Annotated in this window: 18 protein-coding genes; 10 read left to right on the top strand and 8 right to left on the bottom strand. The window is 60.5% G+C overall.

Translation table 11 applies throughout. The annotated features are described in order from the left end of the window. Window positions 1-149 precede the first annotated feature (149 nt). From FQ192_RS20330 to FQ192_RS20320, 3 genes are all read right to left on the bottom strand, one after another. Window positions 150-1,040, bottom strand: coding sequence for a pseudouridine synthase (locus FQ192_RS20330; protein ID WP_149660153.1), 891 nt, complete (start codon window positions 1,038-1,040; stop codon window positions 150-152). Window positions 1,041-1,112: 72 nt separating this feature from the next. Next, a complete protein-coding gene (locus tag FQ192_RS20325; RefSeq protein WP_149660152.1) occupies window positions 1,113-1,433 on the bottom strand; it encodes a transcriptional regulator in 321 nt (106 codons plus the stop codon). A gap of 151 nt (window positions 1,434-1,584) precedes the next feature. Beyond that, window positions 1,585-1,821: a glutaredoxin family protein gene (locus tag FQ192_RS20320; RefSeq protein ID WP_149660151.1), complete on the bottom strand. Its 237-nt coding sequence runs from the start codon at window positions 1,819-1,821 to the stop codon at window positions 1,585-1,587. 214 nt (window positions 1,822-2,035) lie between these two features. Here FQ192_RS20320 and FQ192_RS20315 point away from each other — a divergent pair, with 214 nt between their 5' ends. Continuing rightward, entirely contained in the window at window positions 2,036-3,748 is a 1,713-nt protein-coding gene (locus FQ192_RS20315) for a monovalent cation:proton antiporter-2 (CPA2) family protein (protein ID WP_149660150.1), read from the top strand. Here the strand turns inward: FQ192_RS20315 and FQ192_RS20310 are convergent. Continuing rightward, window positions 3,745-4,953, bottom strand: a complete 1,209-nt coding sequence (locus FQ192_RS20310) for an ammonium transporter (RefSeq protein WP_149660149.1) — start codon at window positions 4,951-4,953, stop codon at window positions 3,745-3,747. The genes FQ192_RS20315 and FQ192_RS20310 overlap by 4 nt on opposite strands. A 305-nt stretch (window positions 4,954-5,258) precedes the next feature. Between FQ192_RS20310 and FQ192_RS20305 the strand changes: the two genes are divergently transcribed. From FQ192_RS20305 to FQ192_RS20270, 8 genes are all read left to right on the top strand, one after another. Beyond that, the gene (locus FQ192_RS20305) at window positions 5,259-5,573 is read left to right on the top strand and encodes a YqjD family protein (protein ID WP_133838233.1); all 315 of its coding nucleotides are present in this window, start codon (window positions 5,259-5,261) and stop codon (window positions 5,571-5,573) included. 1 nt (window position 5,574) lies between these two features. Then, window positions 5,575-5,964, top strand: a complete 390-nt coding sequence (locus FQ192_RS20300; RefSeq protein WP_133838234.1) for a phage holin family protein — start codon at window positions 5,575-5,577, stop codon at window positions 5,962-5,964. Then, complete coding sequence (locus tag FQ192_RS20295) at window positions 5,961-6,302, top strand: hypothetical protein (protein WP_149660148.1); 342 nt, start codon at window positions 5,961-5,963, stop codon at window positions 6,300-6,302. Before FQ192_RS20300 ends, FQ192_RS20295 begins: the two co-directional genes overlap by 4 nt. A 125-nt stretch (window positions 6,303-6,427) precedes the next feature. Beyond that, window positions 6,428-7,591, top strand: a complete 1,164-nt coding sequence (locus FQ192_RS20290; protein WP_149660147.1) for an EAL domain-containing protein — start codon at window positions 6,428-6,430, stop codon at window positions 7,589-7,591. Between the two features lie 69 nt (window positions 7,592-7,660). Further along, window positions 7,661-8,992: a deoxyguanosinetriphosphate triphosphohydrolase gene (locus FQ192_RS20285; protein ID WP_149660146.1), complete on the top strand. Its 1,332-nt coding sequence runs from the start codon at window positions 7,661-7,663 to the stop codon at window positions 8,990-8,992. A 504-nt stretch (window positions 8,993-9,496) separates the two neighbouring features. Then, a complete protein-coding gene (locus FQ192_RS20280) occupies window positions 9,497-10,123 on the top strand; it encodes a response regulator transcription factor (protein WP_123510288.1) in 627 nt (208 codons plus the stop codon). Between the two features lie 8 nt (window positions 10,124-10,131). Next, window positions 10,132-13,776, top strand: coding sequence for a transporter substrate-binding domain-containing protein (locus FQ192_RS20275; RefSeq protein ID WP_149660145.1), 3,645 nt, complete (start codon window positions 10,132-10,134; stop codon window positions 13,774-13,776). A gap of 49 nt (window positions 13,777-13,825) precedes the next feature. Beyond that, complete coding sequence (locus tag FQ192_RS20270; RefSeq protein ID WP_149660144.1) at window positions 13,826-16,774, top strand: HD domain-containing phosphohydrolase; 2,949 nt, start codon at window positions 13,826-13,828, stop codon at window positions 16,772-16,774. Here FQ192_RS20270 and FQ192_RS20265 read toward each other — a convergent pair whose 3' ends face one another. Both FQ192_RS20265 and FQ192_RS20260 read right to left on the bottom strand, forming a co-directional pair. Then, entirely contained in the window at window positions 16,775-17,257 is a 483-nt protein-coding gene (locus FQ192_RS20265) for a GAF domain-containing protein (RefSeq protein WP_149660143.1), read from the bottom strand. Then, on the bottom strand, window positions 17,254-18,144 hold the full coding sequence (locus FQ192_RS20260) for an ATP-binding protein (protein WP_149660142.1): 891 nt from the start codon (window positions 18,142-18,144) through the stop codon (window positions 17,254-17,256). Before FQ192_RS20260 ends, FQ192_RS20265 begins: the two co-directional genes overlap by 4 nt. A gap of 154 nt (window positions 18,145-18,298) precedes the next feature. Here FQ192_RS20260 and FQ192_RS20255 point away from each other — a divergent pair, with 154 nt between their 5' ends. Continuing rightward, the gene (locus FQ192_RS20255; protein WP_149660141.1) at window positions 18,299-20,620 is read left to right on the top strand and encodes a response regulator; all 2,322 of its coding nucleotides are present in this window, start codon (window positions 18,299-18,301) and stop codon (window positions 20,618-20,620) included. On the opposite strand, the gene FQ192_RS20250 is transcribed toward FQ192_RS20255, so the two are convergent. Both FQ192_RS20250 and FQ192_RS20245 read right to left on the bottom strand, forming a co-directional pair. Then, entirely contained in the window at window positions 20,604-21,065 is a 462-nt protein-coding gene (locus FQ192_RS20250) for a MarR family winged helix-turn-helix transcriptional regulator (RefSeq protein WP_149660140.1), read from the bottom strand. The two genes, FQ192_RS20255 and FQ192_RS20250, sit on opposite strands and share 17 nt — an antisense overlap. Beyond that, window positions 21,062-21,547: a glutathione peroxidase gene (locus FQ192_RS20245; RefSeq protein ID WP_149660139.1), complete on the bottom strand. Its 486-nt coding sequence runs from the start codon at window positions 21,545-21,547 to the stop codon at window positions 21,062-21,064. The genes FQ192_RS20250 and FQ192_RS20245 overlap by 4 nt, the downstream gene beginning before the upstream one ends. Window positions 21,548-21,709: the final 162 nt, after the last annotated feature.

Here is a 21,709-nt window from a genome sequence, read left to right as displayed (position 1 = left end):
TGGTGCGGGAGGCAATCCTGATCTACAACCAGGAACGCCCACACCTGTCCTTGAAATACAAAACGCCCGATGCGGTGCATCGGGCGTTAGGGTGAAATAGGTGTAAACCTATTTCAGGACTAGACACTGGAGAAAAGTGCGGTGCGCGATCACCACTGCAAGGTGATGCTGCTCTCGAAGCTACGCTCCTGACCAGTCACCGGGTCGACAAAACGTAGCCCCTGGGCCAGCAGCTTCAACGGATTGGCGTAGTCATCCTCGACATCCTTGAGCACCTGCGGATAGAACGGATCATTGCAGATACTGGCGCCCAACGCCGTCATGTGCACCCGCAACTGGTGCTTCTTGCCGGTCACCGGGTAGAGCCCGTAACGCCAGAGATCGCCGTTTTTCTCCCTGACCTCGACCGCCGTCTCGGTGTTGCTGACGCCCGCCCCTTCCTGCATGCGAAAGAACGGCTCGCCATCCACCAGTCGGCTTTTATGGACTAATGGAAAGGACAATTCCGGCAATGCCCGGGCAATGGCCTCGTAGCGCTTCTCGATCTGCCGCGTCGGAAACAGCGACTGATACGCCGAACGCGTCTGAGGGTTGGCGGAAAACAGCACCAGCCCCGCCGTATGCCGGTCGATGCGATGCAAAGGCACCAGATGCGGGTTGTCCAACCGGCGGATCAGCCGCCGCAGCAGGGTTTGCTCAACGTATTCGCCAGCAGGCGTCACGGGCAGGAAGTGCGGTTTGTCCGCAACCACCAGGTGCTCATCGGCGTACAGGATCGTCTCGATCACCGGGATCGGCTTTTCGTCCGGCACCTCGCGAAAATAGTGAATCCTCAGGCCTTCCTTGTACGGCAGGTCAATGGCGATTGGCAGGCCCTGGCCGTCGAGGACCCGACCACGCGCGATCCGGTCCAGCCATTGCTCACGACCGATAGCGCGAAAATGTTCGCACAGGCAATCGAGTACGGTCTGCCACGAGCCGGGCGGCAGGTAGAGGGTGCTGGCCTGGCTGTGTGCAGCGCAAAACGATGAAGTGGACATACGAAAAGCTCTAACCCTCAATGCAGGGCGGCATTATCCAACAGTGGCCAGCACGAACCTAGCGCAGAATCCTCACGCCGGTATCGACTGTGCCCGCGCAGCCGCTTCGGTGAACTCCTTGAGCCAGCGCAACACATCCACCGCTTCCCAGCGGCCGGGATCGTAAAGCGCATACATCAAGCCCTGGTAACCCACGACATCCAGTTGCCGGTGATACCCCGCGCGTTGGAACAACGCCTCGATTTCGGCAAAACAGGTGTTGAAATGCAGCTTATTGAAAGGGGTTTTACCTTCGGTGACCAGGCCATCCAGGCGCAGTTCGATCACTGCCTCGCGCACCACGTCGATCGACATCCGGTTCACGCTGTTCTTCAATTGTTCGACATTGACCACGATTCATCCCTCTGACTAGCGGGATCACCTGGCCAATTCCGAAATAGGAGGATGCGAGGCAGGCAATCCGAATAACTGTATGCACGTACAGCAACCGAATAACCGGTTTTTCGCCAATGGACGAACACAACGCCGCGACGGGCGGGAAGACTCAGCGCAAGAACGCCACAACCTGCTCGGCATCGAAGGGCCAATCGAGTTCAGCCCCGGTATCCAGGCGCCGCAACACCGGGATACGCAACCCGTACTCATCGACCCAGGCTTCGTTTTCCGCGATATCGACCAACTCCACCATCAAACCGTGCTCGACCAAGGGCATCAGTTCTTCTTCGGCCACTTCACAAAGATGGCAACCCAGGGTGCCGAACAGCTGACATTCAGGAGGCATGACAAACAAACTCGTTCAAGTAAGGGTTCATTCTAGGCCCACCATCGCCGCCGAGCCAATGAGCGCACGCCCTGCAGACGCCCGTCAGTAAAATTTCAAAAAATTTCGGCAATTTCCTGATGCATATCATTTGCCCTGAATCCCGTCTGCGCGATGCTCTGGTCTTTTTTTGCCTCTACGCTTGGGTTGCCCGCACCCGTCACCGGAGTTTTTTGTGTTTGCCAATCTGTTGATCATCCTCGCCTCCTCCCTGGTGGTCATTGCCCTGTTTCGGCGCCTGCGTTTGCCGCCTGTGCTGGGCTACCTCTGCGTGGGCCTGATGGTCGGGCCCACGGCACTCGACTGGGTCAACAAAAGCGACGAATTGCCGGATCTCGCGGAGTTGGGCGTGGTGTTTTTGCTGTTCTCCCTGGGGCTGGAGTTTTCCCTGTCGAAAATGATCGCGCTACGCCGGGTGGTATTCGGACTTGGCAGCCTGCAAGTGTTGATTTCCGGGCTGCTGCTGGGGATCTTGCTAATGCTGTTCGGCATGTCGGTCACCCCGGCCTTGCTGCTCGGTGCCGGTCTGGCGTTGTCGTCCACGGCCATCGTCAGCAAGGAGCTGGGCAGCCTGGGGGAAATTTTCAGCAGCCACGGCCAGAATGCCATCGGCGTATTGCTGTTCCAGGACGTGGTGGCGGTGTTGTTGCTGACCCTGGTGCCGGTGTTCGCCGGCAGCAGCGAACAAGCCTGGTATTGGGCGCTGCCCCTGACCCTGGCCAAGACCGCGCTGTTGTTCGTCGGCCTGCTGCTGGCCAGTCGCTGGTTGCTGCCCCGGCTGTTCCACGAAGTCGCTGCCTCCCGTTCCGCAGAACTGTTCGTACTGCTGGCGTTGGTGATTGTGCTGCTGACCGCCTGGCTGACCCATCTGCTCGGCCTCTCCCCTGCCCTCGGCGCCTTCCTGGCTGGCATGCTGCTGGGGGAAAGCCATTACCGGCATCAGATCGAGGCGGACATCCGGCCATTCCGCGACATCCTGCTCGGGCTGTTTTTCGTCAGTATCGGCATGCTGATCGACTTGCAGCTGTTTGCCAGCCACGGCGTGCTCATCCTCGGCTTGACCCTCGGGTTGCTGCTGATCAAGGGCAGCGTGGTGGCGCTGCTGGTCAAATGGCGCGGCAGCGATGGCGAGACCGCCTGGCGCAGCGGCCTGGCATTGGCTCAGGGCGGCGAGTTCTGCTTTGCCTTGATGGCCCAGATGCAACAGAACAAGATAATGCCCGCCGACCTCGGCGCACTGCTGCTGGCGGCGACCTTCTGCTCGATGCTGGTCACGCCATTGTTGCTGCGCGCCGCACCGCGGATCGCCGCCAGCCTGCACCGCAAGCCCAACGAAGAAGCCAAGCTCGAAGAAATCAGCGCACTCAACGCCGGCCTGCACGGCCATGTGGTGATTTGCGGTTACGGGCGCGTGGGGCAATCCATCGGACGGTTCCTGCACAACGCGCAACAAACCTACATCGCCCTGGACAATGATCCCGTGCGGGTTCAGGAAGCCGCCGCCGGTGAAAGCAGCGTGCATTACGGCGACTCACGGCGCGGCGAACTGCTGGCCGCCGTCGGGCTGGAACGCGCCCGGTTGCTGGTGATCGCGGTGGACCAGACCGACATCGCGCTGCTGATCCTCAAGGAAGCGCGCCGATTCAACCCAAGCGTGCCGATCCTGGTGCGCACCCGGGACGACAGTCAGTGGGCCGAATTGAAAGCAGCCGGCGCCAATGAAGTGGTGCCGGAGTTGCTGGAGTCGAGCCTGATGCTCGCCTCCCATGCGCTGATCATGCTCGGCTTGCCCGCGCATCAGGTCCAGGAGCGGGTCGATCAGGTCCGGCATGACCGCTACAGCCTGCTGCACCGGTTTTACCCCGGTGCTGAAGATGTAGAAAACTAGTCCTGGCTCACGGCGCCGATCTTGTGCACCGACAAGTCCGCGCCGTAATACTCTTCTTCCTGGCTCAGGCGTAAACCATGGAATGCCTTGATCGTGCCATACACCGCAAAGCCACCGGCGAGCGCCACGATCACGCCCAGCGAGGTGCCGATCAACTGACTGATCAGACTCACACCGCCCAAGCCGCCAAGCGCCGTCTGACCGAAAATGCCGCAAGCAATCCCGCCCCACACGCCACACAAACCATGCAACGGCCACACACCCAGCACATCGTCGATGTGCCATTTGCCTTGAGCGGCGGTAAAGCACCAGACGAACAACGCCCCGGCGATCGCACCGGTCAGCAGCGCACCCACCGGGTGCATCAGGTCGGAACCGGCGCAGATCGCCACCAGCCCGGCCAACGGGCCGTTATGCAGGAAGCCCGGGTCATTGCGCCCGACGATCAACGCCGCCACGGTGCCGCCGACCATGGCCATCAACGAGTTCACCGCCACCAGGCCGCTGACGCCTTGCAGCGTCTGCGCGCTCATGACGTTAAAGCCGAACCAGCCGACGATCAGAATCCACGAACCCAAGGCCAGGAACGGAATGCTCGACGGCGCGAACGCCACCAGTCGACCGTCGCGATAGCGCCCCTGGCGTGGCCCGAGCAACAGCACCGCCGCCAACGCCAGCCAGCCGCCCATGGCGTGGACCACCACGGAGCCGGCGAAGTCATGGAAACTGGCGCCAAAACGCTCCAGCAACCAGGCCTGCACACCGAAGTTGCCGTTCCAGATCATGCCCTCGAAAAACGGGTAGATGAACGCCACGATCAATGCGGTCGCGCACAACTGCGGAACGAAGCGTGCACGTTCGGCAATGCCGCCGGAAATGATCGCCGGGATCGCCGCCGCGAAGGTCAGCAGAAAGAAGAACTTCACCAACGCGTAACCGTGATCGGCATTGATCACTGCCGCCGGTTGCATGAAAGTGACGCCGTAGGAAATCCAGTAGCCTATAAAGAAATACGCGAGGGTCGAAATGGCGAAGTCGCTGAGGATCTTCGACAAGGCATTGACCTGATTCTTTTGTCGAACCGTGCCGACTTCCAGAAACGCAAACCCGGCGTGCATGGCCAGCACCATGACTGCACCGATCAAAATGAACAACGTATTGGAGCTATGGACCAGACTGTCCACAGCGCTTTGCAGATTTTCCATGGGGTTGGCAGACCTGAAGGCTAAAAAGCACCAAAGCAGTTCGCGCAGGCAATCCATGCACCAAGTTGCGACGTATTGGAACCAACGCATTGATTCCAATGAACCGCTTTGGCGCACAAGGTCACGACCTTTGCGCGGGTTTTGATTATTTGAGTTATGGTTTTGCTCAAATCACGCCCGGCAACAGCGCAACGGCGCAGGCTGACGCACCATGACATAGCAAAAGTTGTACCAGTCATTTGTACTGAACCTTCACCCAAGGCTCATACTCGAACGCATCAGAAGCCACTTACGGAGATCCACCCATGGCCAGCATCAAGGCAAAGACTGCTCAAGAAATCCTGATGAACGATTTTCAAACCCTGGTCAGCGACACCGAACGGTTGCTGGAACACACCAAATCCATCGCCGGCGATCAGGCCGATGAATTGCGTGACCAGATCCACGACAGCCTGCTGCGTGCCCGGGAAACCTTGAAACTGACTGAAGACTCCCTGCGCCAGCGCGGCCAGGCAGCCGTCACCGCGACCGAAGATTACGTCCAGGCCAACCCATGGCAATCGGTCGGGATCGCCGCGGGCGTGGGCTTCCTGATTGGCCTGCTGGCCACGCGGCGCTGATATGTCTATCGGCGAATCCGGCCCGTCCGCGACGGGCACAAGCGCTTCCTCGCGGCGGCTGGGTGCGGCATTTCTAGGGTTGCTGCACAGCCATGTCGAGTTGTTCGGCATCGAATTGCAGGAACAGAAAGCCCGCACCGTCAGCCTGTTGCTGTTTGCAGGCTTGGCGCTGGTGTTTGCCTTGCTGTTGCTGGTGGGGTTGTCGACGCTGGTGTTGATCCTGTTCTGGGACACCTATCGCCTGGCTGCGATCATCGGGCTGTGCGTGTTCTACACCCTGGCTGCGATTTTTTGCGGGATGCGGCTCAAAGCGGCCGTGTTCGATGAGTCCTCGCCCTTCCACGGTACTTTGGAAGAATTGGCCAACGACCGGGAGCGCCTGCTGCCATGAGCCTGCCCCAATTGCCTCACAACAGTTCGCGCACGGAAATGCGCAAGGCGCTGATCCGCTTGCGCATGGAAATGCACCGCCAGGAAATCCGCCAGGAATCCCGGCAACTGCTGCAACCCTTGCAGCGGGTGCGCGGGATGACGCAAAACCTGCAAGACGGTTTCGGCATCAAGCACGCTCCGCTCTGGGGCATGGCCGCCGTAACCCTGCTCGGTTTTCTGACCGGCAAGGGTGCCAAAAGCGGCGGCGTCAGCAGCGTGACGCGCCTGGTTCAGTTGGGCACCAGCCTCGGTCCGCTGATCAAACTGGTGATGCAGGGTTCCTCGCGTAAACCCTGATCACCCGTTATCTGGCTGCATTCTTGCAATAACACCGGGATGAACCTCTTTATCGAGGGGTTCCATCCTGCGTGCCTACCCGGCACCGGGTCTATCCAAAAACAAGACCTTACTAAGGAGGCCTCGTGATCGACGGGCAACCGCTCGCCTGCTTTCAGCCGTTCATTGATACCGCCACCGGCCGTATCGCCGGCGTCGAGGCACTGGGTCGACTGCGCCAGGCCGATGGTCAATTAACCTCGGTAGGGCCGCTGTTCGCCGACCCGCGAACTCCCGCCATTGCCCTGCGGCGCCTCGATCGGCAGATCCGTGATAACGCCCTGAGCCGTTTGCACGAAGCCCCTGCGGAATGGTTTCTGAGCCTGAACATGTCGCCGCGCTGGATCAGCCGCTTGCGCCCGGACCAGGCGCTGCCGAGTCTCAAGCAACTGGCCAAGCATGGGGTCGACCCGCAACGCATCGTCTTCGAGATCACCGAACTGGGCGGCGACAGCCAACGCCTGGCCGACGTCGTGGCGCGCTACCGCCAGGCCGGCGCACGGATCGCGATCGATGACTTCGGCGCCGGGTATTCGCAACTCGATCGCGTGCTGGCCCTGCAACCGGACATTCTCAAGCTCGACATGCGCCTGTTTCAGGCCGCCGCCCTGGGCGGACCGAGCAGCGAAGTGGTCAAGGCCCTGGCGCTGATGGCCGAGAAAACCGGGTGCTGGATCATTGCCGAAGGGGTGGAAACCGAAGCCCAGCTGAATTTCGCCCTGGAGTGCGGTTCGCGCTATGTGCAGGGTTTCCTGTTCGCCCGGGCGCAAACCGATTTCTTTGCCAGCGACGCCTTCGTCGAACAGTTCGCGCAACTGCGCCAACGCTACGTGCAGCGCAAACTGATTGAACGCGGGCAATTGATGGTCATGCGCCGGCAACTCACCGAACTGATGGCGATCCTGCAACACTGGGCCCAGACCCGCGCGCCCCTCAGCGCCCTGCCACAGCTGGATGCTTTCCCCTGGTTGTTGCGCTTCTACCAATGCGACCGCCACGGCACGCAACTGACACCCAACCTGGAATGGCGCAACAACGCCTGGGAAGCCGATAACCGCTACCTGGGCCACAACTGGTCATGGCGGCCGTACTTCTATCACCTGTTGGCCGAGGGTTGGGATGAGCGACGGCTGACCCTTTCCACAACCTATCGCGATGCCACCAGCAACCAGTATTGCCTCACCGCCGGACAGTTTTTCGATAATGGCGAGCGCCTGCTGCTCATCGATATCGACGCCGCCGGGCTGTAGTTCTGCTTGCAGGCCTTGATGCGAGACAGGACACTGGCCCCATCAGTCCCTTGACGGAGAGAACCAGCCTTGGATTGGCAAACCCTGCTTACTCGCGAACGCCTCGGAAAGCCTGTGCACAGCCCGGAAGAACTCGGCCGCAGCCCTTTCCACAAAGACCACGACCGCATCATTTTCTCCGGTGCGTTCCGCCGCCTGGGGCGCAAGACCCAGGTCCATCCGGTGTCCAGCAACGATCATATCCACACGCGCCTGACCCACTCGCTGGAAGTCAGTTGTGTCGGCCGCTCCTTAGGCATGCGCGTCGGCGAAACCATCCGCAGCGCCCTGCCCGACTGGTGCGACCCGAGCGACCTGGGCATGGTCGTGCAATCGGCCTGCCTGGCCCATGACATCGGCAATCCACCGTTCGGTCACTCTGGTGAAGATGCGATCCGTCACTGGTTCCAGCAAGCCGCCGGACGGGGCTGGCTCGATGGCATGAGCGAGGTCGAACGCAATGACTTCCTCAACTTCGAAGGCAACGCCCAGGGCTTTCGCGTGCTCACGCAGCTGGAATATCACCAGTTCGACGGCGGCACCCGACTGACTTACGCCACCCTCGGCACGTATTTGAAATACCCCTGGACCGCCAAGCACGCCGATTCCCTGGGCTACAAAAAGCACAAGTTCGGCTGCTACCAGAGCGAACTGCCGCTGCTGGAACAGATCGCGCACAAGCTCGGCCTGCCACAACTGGAAGACCAGCGCTGGGCGCGTCATCCGTTGGTGTACCTGATGGAAGCCGCCGATGACATCTGCTACGCGCTGATCGATCTTGAAGACGGCCTGGAGATGGACCTGCTGGAGTACGCCGAAGTCGAGTCCCTGCTGCTGGACCTGGTGGGTGATGATATTCCGCAGACCTATCGCCAGCTCGGCGCGCAGGATTCGCGTCGGCGCAAACTGGCGATCCTGCGCGGCAAAGCCATCGAACACCTGACCAACGCCGCCGCCCGCGCCTTTGTCGAGCAACAGGACGCGTTGCTGGCCGGCACGCTGCCCGGCGATCTGGTGGAGCACATGCACGGCCCGGCCAAGCGATGCGTGCTGAATGCCAAGGACATGGCGCGTAAAAAGATCTTCCAGGACAAGCGCAAGACGCTGCATGAAATCGGCGCCTACACCACGCTGGAAATCCTGCTCAACGCCTTCTGCGGCGCGGCGCTGGAACAGCACAACGGGCGCTCGCCGTCCTTCAAGAGCCGCCGGGTGTTGGACCTGTTGGGTAACAACGCGCCCGATCCCCACGGCCCGTTGCATACCTCGTTTCTGCGCATGATTGATTTCATCGCCGGCATGACCGACAGCTATGCCAGTGAGATGGCCCAGGAAATGACTGGCCGCTCGATCCACGGATAAAAACCTCAAGATCAGCCGTGTCAGACGCTTCTGACCGGCTGATTGAAGGCGCTCGCCCTTCAACGCCCTTTCAACAGCCGCTGAATCTCCCTACGCGCCGCGCTGAGCTGACTGATCGAATACCCGGCCGGCTCGCGCAATCATCAGGCGCTCACTGCTGGCGGCGTATTCCCTTTCATGCAAACCCCACTGTTCGACTTCGACTTGCACATCCTGCTGGTGGAAGACCACCCCTTTCAGTTGCGGGAAAAACGCGCGACTTTCTGATACGTCTCATACGCAATCAACTACTGCGCATTACTTACATACCAACCCTAATCAATTTCCGATTACACAATCAGAACTTTCACATTCCTTATGCAAAACCCAGTTTATACGTAGCCCCATTCTTTTTCATTTGTAGGAAAAGTCCTATATTGCCGCTACAGCCCCGTCCGTTCATGCGCCCTCACAATTAACTGAGCTAAGGTGCGCGCTTTATTCGCGCACGTATGGGACTTGATTATGAACTCCGTTTTTATTGTCGACGATCACCCCGTCATCCGCCTTGCCGTGCGGATGCTGCTGGAGCATGAGGGTTATAAAGTCGTGGGCGAAACCGATAATGGGGTCGATGCCATGCAGATGGTTCGTGAATGCATGCCCGACTTGATCATTCTTGACATCAGCATCCCCAAACTGGATGGACTGGAAGTTCTCGCCCGTTTCAATGCCATGAGCACACCGCTGAAAACCCTGGTGCTGACCGCGCAATGCCCGACACTGTTCGGCATTCGCTGCATGCAATCCGGTGCCTCGGGGTATGTGTGCAAACAGGAAGACCTCAGCGAACTGATGAGCGCCATCAAGGCCGTATTGTCAGGTTATAACTACTTCCCCAGCCAGGCCTTGAATCCCGTACGCCCGGATGATGTGCGTTATGCCGAACTTGAACTGTTCAAATCCGTCAACGATCGGGAATTGATGGTCTTGCAACTCTTCGCTCAAGGACGCACCAATAAGGAAATCGCCAAAGGCATGTTCCTGAGTAACAAGACAGTCAGTACTTACAAGAAACGCCTCATGCAAAAACTCAAGGCCAAATCCCTGGTAGCACTCATCGAGATGGCAAAACGTAACGCGTTAGTGTGAGAGACAGGATGCCCAGTCGCCTAAAGGACTATCTAATAACATTGAGTGCAGGTTTATGCCTGAGCGCCTCAGTTTGCGCAGCACCCACCGCCGTCGAGAACTACTCCCTGCTCAGCCGCTCAACGGGTGGACACCTGGAAGTCCAGCTGGATAAAACACAACGCCAATGGGCACAGAACAAACGCGAACTGATACTGGGCTCCTCCGCCCCCGACTATCCCCCTTTCGACCTGACCGTCAGTGGCCAGGACTATGAAGGTTTCACCGCTGACTATGCCGGGATCCTCGGGCAGGCCACGGGATTGCCGGTCAAGGTCCAGCGCTACGCTTCGCGCCAGGCCGCCATCAAGGCATTGCAACTGGGAGAGGTCGACCTGCTCGGCACGGCCAATGGCTTCGAAGCCCAAAACCCCGACATTGTGCTGTCTGCTCCCTATGCCGTGGATCGGCCGGTGCTGGTAACCCGCGAGGGCGAAACCCGATCGTTGACCGATGGCCTCGCCGGGCTGCGACTGAGCATGGTGTATCACTACCTGCCGCTGGAGGAAGTGAAGGCGCTGTACCCCAAGGCGCTCATCATCGACTACCCGTCCTACCAGAATGCAATCAATGCGGTGGCTTTCGACCAGGCGGACGTCTTCCTCGGCGACACCATTTCCACCCACTACATGATCAACAAGGGTTACCTGAACAACATCCGCATGGCCAACTTCGGTAAACACGAAGCACACGGTTTCAGCTTTGCGGTGCGCAAGGACAACCTGCAACTGCTGCAGATCGTCAATGCGATCCTCGCGGCCATCCCCACCAGCGAGCGAGACAACATCGCCAAACGCTGGAGTGCCGGCAGCGACATTCTGCTCACTGATCACAAGCTGCAACTGACCGACCGTGAGCAGCAGTGGCTGGTACAGCACCCGGTGGTGCGCGTGGTGGTCAACGAAGCGTTCGCGCCCCTGACGTTTTTCGACAGCGACGGCAATTTTCGTGGTGTCACCGCCGACCTCCTGGAGCTGATCAGGCTGCGTACCGGGTTGCGCTTCGAGATCCAGCGCAGCCGCGGCGACGATCAAATGATCGCGCGCATCAAAGACAATCAGGCCGACCTGATCGCCGCGCTGCTCCCCAGCGTTCAGCGCCAGACCCAGTTGAATTTCAGTCGCCCCTATCTGGAAAACTCCTTTGTGCTGGTGACCCGCAAGTCCGCCGACAGCGCGACCCACCTGGCGCAACTGCAAGGCAAACGCCTGGCCATCGCCCAGGGCAATCCGCTGATGGACTACTTGCGCAGCGAATTTCCACGGATTCACCTGATTGAAACGCCGGACACCTTTCATGCCGTGGAACTGCTCGCCGAGGGCCAGGTCGAGGGCGCCGTCAATTCATTGGTCATCGCCAACTACTTTATTTCGTCGCACATCTTTGAACACAAACTGCAGATCAGCACCACCATCGGTACCCGGCAAGCGGCGTTTTCCCTGGCCACGGCCCGGGGCGCCACGGAGCTGAGTTCGATCATCGACAAAGCGCTGCTGAGCATCGCCCCGGAAGAGCTGGGCGTGATCAACAGCCGCTGGCGTGGTTACTCGGCGGCCTCGGAAAAAACCTGGAACAACTTTCACCGGGTGTTCTATCAGATCGTCGCCGCCGCCAGTTTCCTGTTGCTGATTTCCATGGCCTGGAATGCCTGGATGCGGCGCCAGATCAACCAGCGCAAAGCAGCCGAGCGGGCGCTGAACGATCAGTTCGAGTTCATGCGCTCGCTGGTCAACGGCACGCCTCACCCGATTTACGTGCGTGACCGCCAGGGGCTGCTGAAAAGCTGCAACGACAGTTACCTGGAGGCGTTCCAGGCGAAACGCGAAGATGTGATCGGCAAAAACGTCATGCAGGGCAAGATGAGCAATGCCTTCGAAGCCCGGGAATATCAGGCTGACTATCAACGGGTCGTCGCCGAAGGCACACCGTTGATCCTTGATCGCCCGCTGCACATCGGCGGCCGTCGACTGACGATCTATCACTGGATTCTCCCCTACCGTGATTCGAGCGGTGAAGTGCAAGGCGTCATCGGTGGCTGGATCGACATCAGCGAACGGCGGCAATTGTTCGACAAGCTGCGGGCCGCCAAGGAACAGGCCGATGAGGCCAACCGGGCCAAGAGCACCTTCCTGGCGACCATGAGTCACGAAATCCGCACGCCGATGAACGCGGTGATCGGCATGCTTGAGCTGACCCTCAAGCGCATGGATCAGGGGCGCCAGGAGCGTTCCGCGATCGAAACCGCGTACAGCTCGGCGAAAGACTTGCTGGCCTTGATCGGCGACATTCTGGACATTGCCCGGATCGAATCCGGGCGCCTGAGCCTGAGCCCGGAGCGGGTCAATCCGGGCGAAATCGTCGCCTCGGTGGTGCGGATTTTCGACGGGCTGGCCCGGCAGAAAAATCTGCGCCTGCTGTTGGCCTTCAATCCGCCGCAACCGCCCGTCGATGTGCTGCTCGACCCGCTGCGCTTCAAGCAGGTGCTGTCCAACCTGATCAGCAACGCGATCAAATTTACGGAGCAAGGTGAGGTCAGGATTACCGTTGACCTGCTTGCGGGTGAAGAACCCGAACGAACGCAGCTGCAAGTGCAGGTCCAGGACAGCGGGGTCGGCATCAGCGAGAAGGACCAGCAGCGCCTGTTCGAGCCCTTTGCCCAGGTCGGCAACAGCGGACAGCTGGCCCGGGGCGGCGCGGGGCTTGGGCTGGTGATCAGTCGCAGCTTGTGCGAAATGATGGGCGGCAGCCTGCAACTGCGCAGCCAGCCCGGGGTAGGCACCCAGGTCAGCATTTCACTGTACCTGCCGACGCTGCCACCCAAGCAGGTGCCGGACCGGGTCGAGCCGGCCATCCCTACCAGCGGCGCGTCCTTGAACGTGCTGGTGGTCGACGATCATCCCGCCAATCGCCTGCTCATGTGCCAGCAACTGGAATACCTGGGGCATCGGTTTACCGGCGCTGATGATGGCCGTGCGGGACTGGAAGCCTGGCAGCGCGAGCCCTTCGATCTGGTGGTGGTCGATTGCAACATGCCGATCATGAATGGCTACGACCTGGCCAGTACCATCCGCCAGCAGGAGCAGCAGGCCCAACGCTCGCCCTGCACCATCCTCGGCTTTACCGCCAATGCGCAGCCGGAGGAAATCCAGCGCTGCAAGCACGCCGGAATGAACGATTGCCTGTTCAAGCCCCTGAGCCTGACGGTATTGAGCCAATGGGTCGAAGGCATCAGGCCGGCGGTCCGTGAACAGGCATTCAATCTGGAAGGGCTGGCGCTGTTGACAGGCGGCAACCCGGAAATGGCCCGGCGCCTGCTGGACGAGCTGCTGAGCAGCAACCGCCTGGATCGCCAGGAGCTGCTGGGCTTATCCGGACTCGGGGACCGCCAGGCACTGGTGGACGTCGCGCATAAAATCAAAGGTGCGGCCCGCATCGCCCAGGCGTGCCGATTGATCGATTGTTGCCAGGCCCTTGAGCAAGCCTGCCACGACGCAGCACCCGCGGATGACATCGCCCACTGCATAAAAACCATGAACCAGGTCATGCTCGAACTGGAGCAAGCATTACTGCACCAGATACGCTGCAACGACAACGGCAAAACGGTGACGCCTTAACTATGCTTGGACGCTGAGCAGTGCGTTAATCACTATGGAGAGAACCGTAATGCCCAGCCCACTGCGCCCGGATCGACGCCGGTTCCCCTTGCACGTGCATATCAGCGTCATGTTTACCTTCCTGTTGCTGTTGACCGGTGTGGTGCTGGGCATTTTCAACTACAGGCAAACCACGCAGATCATTCTTTCGAGCAGTGAAAAGCTCTTCGAGCGCATCGATCAGGATGTACGCCTGGACCTGCAGGCCACCTATGAACCGATTCGCCACCTGCTGAGCCTGCTGGCCGAGACCCCGGCCACCCAGGCCCCGAACCTTGAGCAGCGCCTGGCGCTGCTCAAACCGTTCAGCCAATCGCTCCAGGACAACCCCAACCTGGCCTCGCTGTACCTGGGCTACGCCAATGGCGACTTCTTCATGGTGCGTCCGCTGCGCACCGAGGCGTTGAAGGCGCTGCTCAAGGCCCCGGACATGGCGGCCTATCAGGTGTGGAGCATCGAGCACCCCGCCAGCGGCACTGCGGTCGTCTCGCAATCCCTTTTCTACGATCAGGCCCTGAACCTCATCAGTCGCCAGGACATGCCCGACGAAACCTATGACCCGCGAACCCGCGCCTGGTTTACCAGCGCTCGGGCGGAGGCGGACCAGATCACCACCGAACCCTACGTTTTTTTCTCCACCCACAACGTCGGCACCACCCTGGCCCGACGCAGCGGCGACGGTGCGGTGATGGCCGCGGACCTGACCCTGGCCGAACTTTGCGCCACCCTGGCCAAACACGTGGTGACCCCCAGCACCGAGATCGTGCTCTTCGATGCCGAGGGCAATGCCATCGCCTACCCGGACAGCGGCAAACTGATCATCGACGACCAGACCGCCCGCCTCGGCAAAGCCGCAGACCTGAATCCGGCCCTCGCTGCCCTGCTGGCCAGCCCGGCGGCAGGTAATCGTCTGGACGTCGCTGGCCGGCAGTGGATCGTCGCCCGCAGCCACATGCCGGAAGGAGGGCCCCAGGGTTTGCAAATGGCACTGCTGGTGCCCGAGGATGAATTGCTCGTCGATGCCTACCGCATGCGCTGGCAAGGGGCGCTGATTACCCTGGCCACCTTGCTGCTGTGCCTGCCGATGGGCTGGCTGACCTCGCGCATCCTGGTCAAGCCGCTGCGTGCGCTGGTGAAGGAAGCTGATGCGATTCGCAGTTTCGATTTCAACTTTCCCGTCAGCCGCCGCTCGCCGGTATTAGAGGTCGATCAATTGAGCCTGTCGATGGCGCGAATGAAGGACACCCTCGGCAGTTTTTTCCAGATCACCGACAGCCTGTGCGCTGAAACCCGCTTCGCGCCGCTGCTGCAACGGGTGCTGTTTGAAACCGTGAAAATCGCCCAGGCCCAGGCTGGCCTGATCTACCTGCGCGAAGGTGACGGCGAGCGCATCGAACCCCAAGGCCTGAACATCAATGGCACTTCCCACCCCTTGCCGTCGTTCGACCTTCAAGGCCACGAACTGCAGAACCCGCAGAACCCGGCGTGGCTGCAACAGCTGGCGAATGCGGACAATGTGGTCGCCAACCTCGGCTATGAACACGCGGGGGATTTGCAGAAAGTCTTGCTCGCCATGCAGAGCCCGCGGGTGCACCTGATCGGCATTCGCCTGCGCAACCGGCATAACGAGACGGTTGGTCTGCTGATACTGCTGCTGGCCGACAGCGGCAACCAAACCGACCTGGAAAAACTGCGCCCGGATCGCATCGCCTTTCTGCAAGCGGTGTCCGGCGCGGCGGCGGTGAGTATCGAAAGCCAGCGTCTGCAAGCCAAGCAAAAACAGCTGCTCGACGCCTTCATTCAACTGCTGGCCGGTGCGATCGACGCCAAAAGCCCCTACACCGGAGGCCATTGCCAGCGCGTACCGGCGCTGACCCTGATGCTCGCCCAGGCTGCGGCGGCCAGCCAGGACCCGGCGTTCAGCGGCTACCACCCCACCGAAGATGAGTGGGAAGCCTTGCACATCGCGGCCTGGCTGCACGATTGCGGCAAGGTCACCACGCCCGAATATGTGGTCGACAAGGCCACCAAACTGGAAACCCTGAACGATCGCATCCACGAGATCCGCACCCGTTTCGAAGTGCTCAAGCGCGATGCCTGGATAAACTACTGGCAGGCCATCGCCCTGGGTGGCGACGAGCAGCACCTGGCCGAATTGCGCAACGCCAACCTCGCCGGTCTGGACGATGACTTCGCCTTTATCGCTCGCTGCAATCTGGGTGGCGAGGCAATGGCCGAGGCCGACCTCCAGCGCCTGAATGTGATCGCCCAACGGACCTGGACCCGAACCCTGGATGATCGATTGGGGGTTTCCTGGGAAGAGAACCGGCGTCAGGCGCGCACCCTGGCGCCGACGCTACCGGTCAGTGAACCGCTGCTGGCGGACAAACCCGAACATCTGCTGGAACGCGCCGAAGGCGAACTGATCCCGCCAGACAATCCCTGGGGCTTCAAACTCGATGTGCCGCCGCACAAATACAATCGCGGCGAGCTGTACAACCTGAGCATTGCCCGCGGCACCCTGACCCGCGAAGAGCGCTACATCATCAATCACCACATGGTGCAGACGATCCTGATGCTCAGCCACCTGCCCTTCCCCGGCCACCTCAACAACGTCGCGGAAATCGCTGGCGGCCACCACGAAAAAATGGACGGCACCGGTTATCCCAAACGGTTGAAGCGCGAAGACATGAGCCTGCCGGCGCGGATGATGGCGATTGCCGATATTTTCGAGGCGCTGACCGCAGCCGATCGCCCCTACAAGAAAGCCAAGTCCTTGAGCGAAGCGCTGGGCATCATGGCGACGATGTGCCGTGATGCCCATATCGACCCTGAGTTGTTCGGGCTGTTTATCAACGAACAGATTTACCGGCAATACGCCGAGCAGTTCCTCGACCCGAAACAGATCGATGCCGTGGACCCGGCAAGCCTGCTGGTCAAGGCAGGCTTGCGGGCGTGATCAGCAATCGGTCAGGCGCAGGAAAATCGCGGCCAACTGTTCGATGCCGGCCTGGTCGTCGGCAGTGAAACGCGCCAGTTTCGGGCTGTCCAGGTCCAGCACGCCGATCAGTCGGCCGTCCTTGACCAGTGGCACCACCAGCTCGCTGTTCGAGGCGCTGTCGCAGGCGATATGCCCGGGAAACGCGTGCACATCCTCGACCAATTGGGTTTGCAAGGTAGCGGCTGCCGCCCCGCAGACGCCGCGACCAAACGGAATTCGCACGCAGGCGATCTGGCCCTGGAACGGACCCAGCACCAGTTCTTCATTGCGATTGAGGTAGAAACCGGCCCAGTTCAGGTCATCGAGCTGGTTGTACAGAAACGCGGAAAACTGCGCGGCGTTGGCGATGAAATCCCGCTCGTCCGCCAGCAAGGATTCCAGTTGCGCCCACAGCATGCCGTAGCCTTCAAGGCCCTGGCCGCTTTGTTTTAAATCGATCATGCCTTGTGCTCCAACAGCTTTAACCCAACCCAATAACGTGCAAATTGATAGGCGCAACGGCCATTGCGATTGCCCCGGCCAGTGGCCCAGCGGACGGCGAGAATGTCGAGTTCCTCGTTGCGTTGCCAGGCCAGGCCGGCCTTGTCGGCCAGTTGCCCGATCCAGTGCTCGACCACATTAAGGAAGTGTTCTTGAGTGAACGGATAAAACGACAGCCACAGCCCGAATCGATCCGACAGCGCGATTTTGTCTTCCACGGCCTCGCTGGGATGCAGTTCGCCGTCAACGCGTTTCCAGTTTTCGTTATCGCTTTCCTTTTCCGGCACCAGGTGGCGACGGTTGGACGTGGCGTACAGCAGCACGTTGTCCGGCGCCTGTTCGAGAGAGCCGTCGAGCACGCTTTTGAGTACGCGGTAATCGCCTTCGCCGGATTCGAACGACAGGTCATCGCAGAACAGCACAAAACGCTGGGGCAGCTTGGCGACCTGCTCGACGATACGCGGCAAGTCCGCCAGGTGATCGCGCTCGATCTCGATCAGGCGCAAACCGGCCGCGTGATGTTCGGCCAGCAACGCGCGAACCAGCGACGATTTGCCGGTGCCCCGCGAGCCCCAGAGCAACGCGTGGTTGGCCGGCATGCCGTCGATGAATTGTTGGGTATTGCGCCCCAGTTGCTCCACCTGGCGGTCGACACCGATCAGGTCGGTCAAGCGGGTGTCGAGGCTGACTTGCAGCGGCAACAGGAAACCGCTGCGGCCCTCACGCTGCCAGCGCGCGGCCAGGCAATGCACCCAGTCGATGGTTTGCCGAGGGGCCGGCAGCAGGGGTTCGATACGGGCCAGAACGGCATCGGCGCGTTCAAGAAAAGCATTCAATCGGGAATCCACGTCTTCTCCTCGGGCACGTTTCACAGTAATGATGGTGATACGGCAACTTACATCAACCGGCCCCCTCAAACTGGGGCGGTGCGGGAACATCGGTATCCATGCATGATCGACTATGCTTGAGCAGCGAAGGGAAACGGAAGTGGTTCAACACCCCATGGATATCAAGTTCACCCACCGGCTTTCATACAAACAAGCCCGGCTCACTGTGCTGGTCGGTTTCATACTGGGCACCTTGCTCAGTCTGGTGCAAATAGGCATCGATTATGCCAGCGAAGACGCCTCCATCAACCGTGAAATACTGTCTTTGCTGGAAATCAGCCACAACCCGGCCTCACGCATCGCCTACAACATCGACGCCGAGCTCGCCCAGGAACTGACCATGGGCCTGCTGCGCTCGCCAGCGATCATCAGCGCGCAATTGACCGACAACAACAATACCGTGCTCGCCAGCGTCAAACGCCAGGGCCAGCAGGACGGTTATCGGCTGATCAGCGACTTCCTGTTTGGCGCCAACCGCCAGTTCGAAGACCGCCTCTACCTCGACCACTTGCCTGCCGAATCCCTCGGCACCTTGCAACTGGAGGTCGACACCTATGCCTTCGGCAGCCGTTTCCTGCGCCGGGCCGAAGTGACGCTGCTCAACGGGTTCGCCCGCAGCCTGATCCTGACCGGGATCCTGCTGGCGTTGTTCTACGTGATGCTGACCAAGCCACTGGTGCGGGTTATCCGCGAACTCAGCGGCCGTGATCCGCGCAGCGCGGAACCGACGTGGCTGGAGTACCCGGCGGGGCATGAAAACGATGAAATCGGCGTGTTGGTCAAGGTCGCCAATCAACAGTTCGAAAACATCGCCACCGAAATCCAGCAACGACGCAACGCCGAAAATCGCCTGACCGATTACCTCGGGCAACTGGAAAATATCGTCTCGGCCCGCACTGCCGAACTCAAGGCGATCAACACCCGGCTCAGCCAATCCAACGAGGAACTGGAAGTCGCCCGCCGGACGGCCCTGGACATGGCCGAAGCACGCTCGGCGTTCCTGGCCAACATGAGCCATGAAATCCGCACGCCGCTCAATGGCCTGCTGGGGATGATCGCGCTCTCGCTCGATGGACCGCTGAATGCCGAACAACAGCAACAGCTGTCCATCGCCCATGACTCGGGCAAGGTGTTGGTGGAGCTGCTCAACGATATTCTCGACCTGTCGAAATTCGATGCCGGCCAACTGGAGCTCGAACACATTCCGTTCGACCTCGGCTCGCTGATCGAGGACACCGCCAACCTGCTGTCGCAGAACGCCGCGCCCAGCGTCGAACTGGCCTGCCTGATCGATCCGCAGTTTCCGGCCCTGGTGCTGGGCGACCCGACCCGGGTCAGGCAGATTGTCAGCAACCTGCTGTCCAACGCGCTCAAGTTCACCCGTTTCGGGCGGGTCGATGTGCGGCTGTCCACCTTTGAGGACGGCGTGCGCATCGAGGTCTGCGACACCGGCATCGGCATCGCCCAGGACGCCCAGGTGAAAATCTTCCAGCCCTTCACCCAGGCCGGCGCCGGCATTACCCGGCAATTCGGCGGCACCGGGCTGGGGCTGGCGCTGACGTTCAACCTCTGCGAAGCCATGCAGGGACGGTTGACGATCAGTTCCGAAGCCGGGTTCGGCAGCCAGTTCTGCGCTGACCTGCCGTTGCCCGCCCACACCCGCGCCATCGCGCCGCAGCCGTTGCAAGGCAAGGTCATCGCGATTACGGCCGCCAGCAGTGGCCTGGCGGAACTGTTGAAAGGGTTGTTGCCGTTATGGGGGCTCGACTATCAGCAGCGCTCCATCGAGGATTCCTTGCTCGGCCTGGAACCGGATGTGTTGATCACTGACTGCCCGGAATGCCTGTTCGGCCTGCGTACCACGCTCAGCGCACCGATCCTGCTGGTCACCGCTTATGGCAGTTTCATGCCCAGCGAAGAAGCCGCGGCCCTGGCGCCGTTGCAGCAACAGGCGCGGCCATTGGCACGTAACGCGCTCTATCAGACATTGCGCCGGATCCTGCAACCGGACACCAGCACAATCAACGACGCCCGCCTCGACGCCCTCACCCCTCAACGCCGCGGTCGGGTGTTGCTGGTGGAGGACAACCCGGTCAATCAATTGGTGGCCAAGGGCATGCTCGGCAAACTCGGTTGCGAGGTGATTGTCGCGGCTCACGGTGCCGAAGCCCTGGATCAGCTGGAGCTGAGTGAATTCGATCTGGTGCTGATGGACTGCAACATGCCGGTGATGGACGGCTACGAGGCCAGTCGGCACATCCGCCGCAGCGGGCGCTGGCCGCAGCTGCCGATTGTCGCCCTGACCGCCAACGCCATGTCCGAAGAACGCGAGCGCTGCCGTGCGGCGGGCATGAGCGACTACCTGGCCAAACCCTTCCGCCGGGAAGAACTGGCCGCCCTGCTCGACTTGTGGATACCGACTACGACAGTGCTTTGATCTGCCCCAACAGCTGATCAAGGCCCTCGCGCAGTTCATTCAAGTGATTGAGATCAACGCCGCTGTCGCAGAGCAGGCGCGCCTTGAGCGGCCCGACCTGCTCGCGCAAGGTCAGGCCGGCTGGCGTCAGGCTCAGGTGCACCTCACGCTCATCCCGCGCCGAACGCTGGCGCTGGACCAGTTGCAGTTGCTCAAGCCGTTTAAGCAACGGCGTGAGCGTGCCGGAATCCAGCGCCAGGCGTTCACCCAGGGCTTTGACGGTTGGCTGCTGCGGAGCCGCTTCCTGCCATTCCCACAACACCAGCATCGCCAAGTATTGCGGGTAGGTCAGGCCGAGCTGATCGAGCATCGGCTTGTAGCCACGAATCACCGCCCGGGAAGCGGCATACAGCTTGAAGCACAGTTGGCTGTCGAGCTTCAGCGAATCGGCGGACACGCTGTTCATTTGAGCAGGGCTTCAATCTCGGCGCTCAGGTCCTGCGGCTTGGTGGCCGGGGCGAAGCGCTTGACCAACTGGCCGTCCTTGCCGATCAGGAACTTGGTGAAGTTCCACTTGATGCCTTGGGAACCCAACAGGCCCGGTGCGCGCTTTTTCAGTTGCACGAACAGCGGATGGGCGTCGGAACCGTTGACATCGATCTTTTTGAACAGCGGGAAGCTGACGCCGTAGTTCAACTCGCAGAACTCGGATATCGCCCCTTCATTGCCCGGCTCTTGCTTGCCGAACTGGTTGCAGGGGAAGCCGAGCACCACCAGCCCTTGATCCTTGTAGGTCTGCCACAGCGCTTCCAGACCTTTGTACTGTGGGGTGAAGCCGCATTTGCTGGCGGTATTGACCACCAACACGGCTTTGCCGGCGAAGTCGGACAGGGTTTTCTGTTCACCCTTGATGGTGGTCACCGGGATACTCAGCAGGTTGTCGCTCATGGTTCGGGCTCCAGAGGATGGAAGAAGCGTTGAACATAGCGAGCAATTGAATTGTGTGCAATTTAATAAATCAATAGAACCCACGCCAATCCCTGTACCTGTACCTGTACCTGTACCTGTACCTGTACCTTTAGGAGCGAAGCTTGCTCGCGAAAGCGTCGG

This window comes from Pseudomonas sp. ANT_J12, from assembly GCF_008370045.1.
In the GTDB taxonomy this organism is placed as follows: Bacteria; Pseudomonadota; Gammaproteobacteria; order Pseudomonadales; family Pseudomonadaceae; genus Aquipseudomonas.
This window is presented reverse-complemented; position numbering and strand designations above follow the sequence as displayed.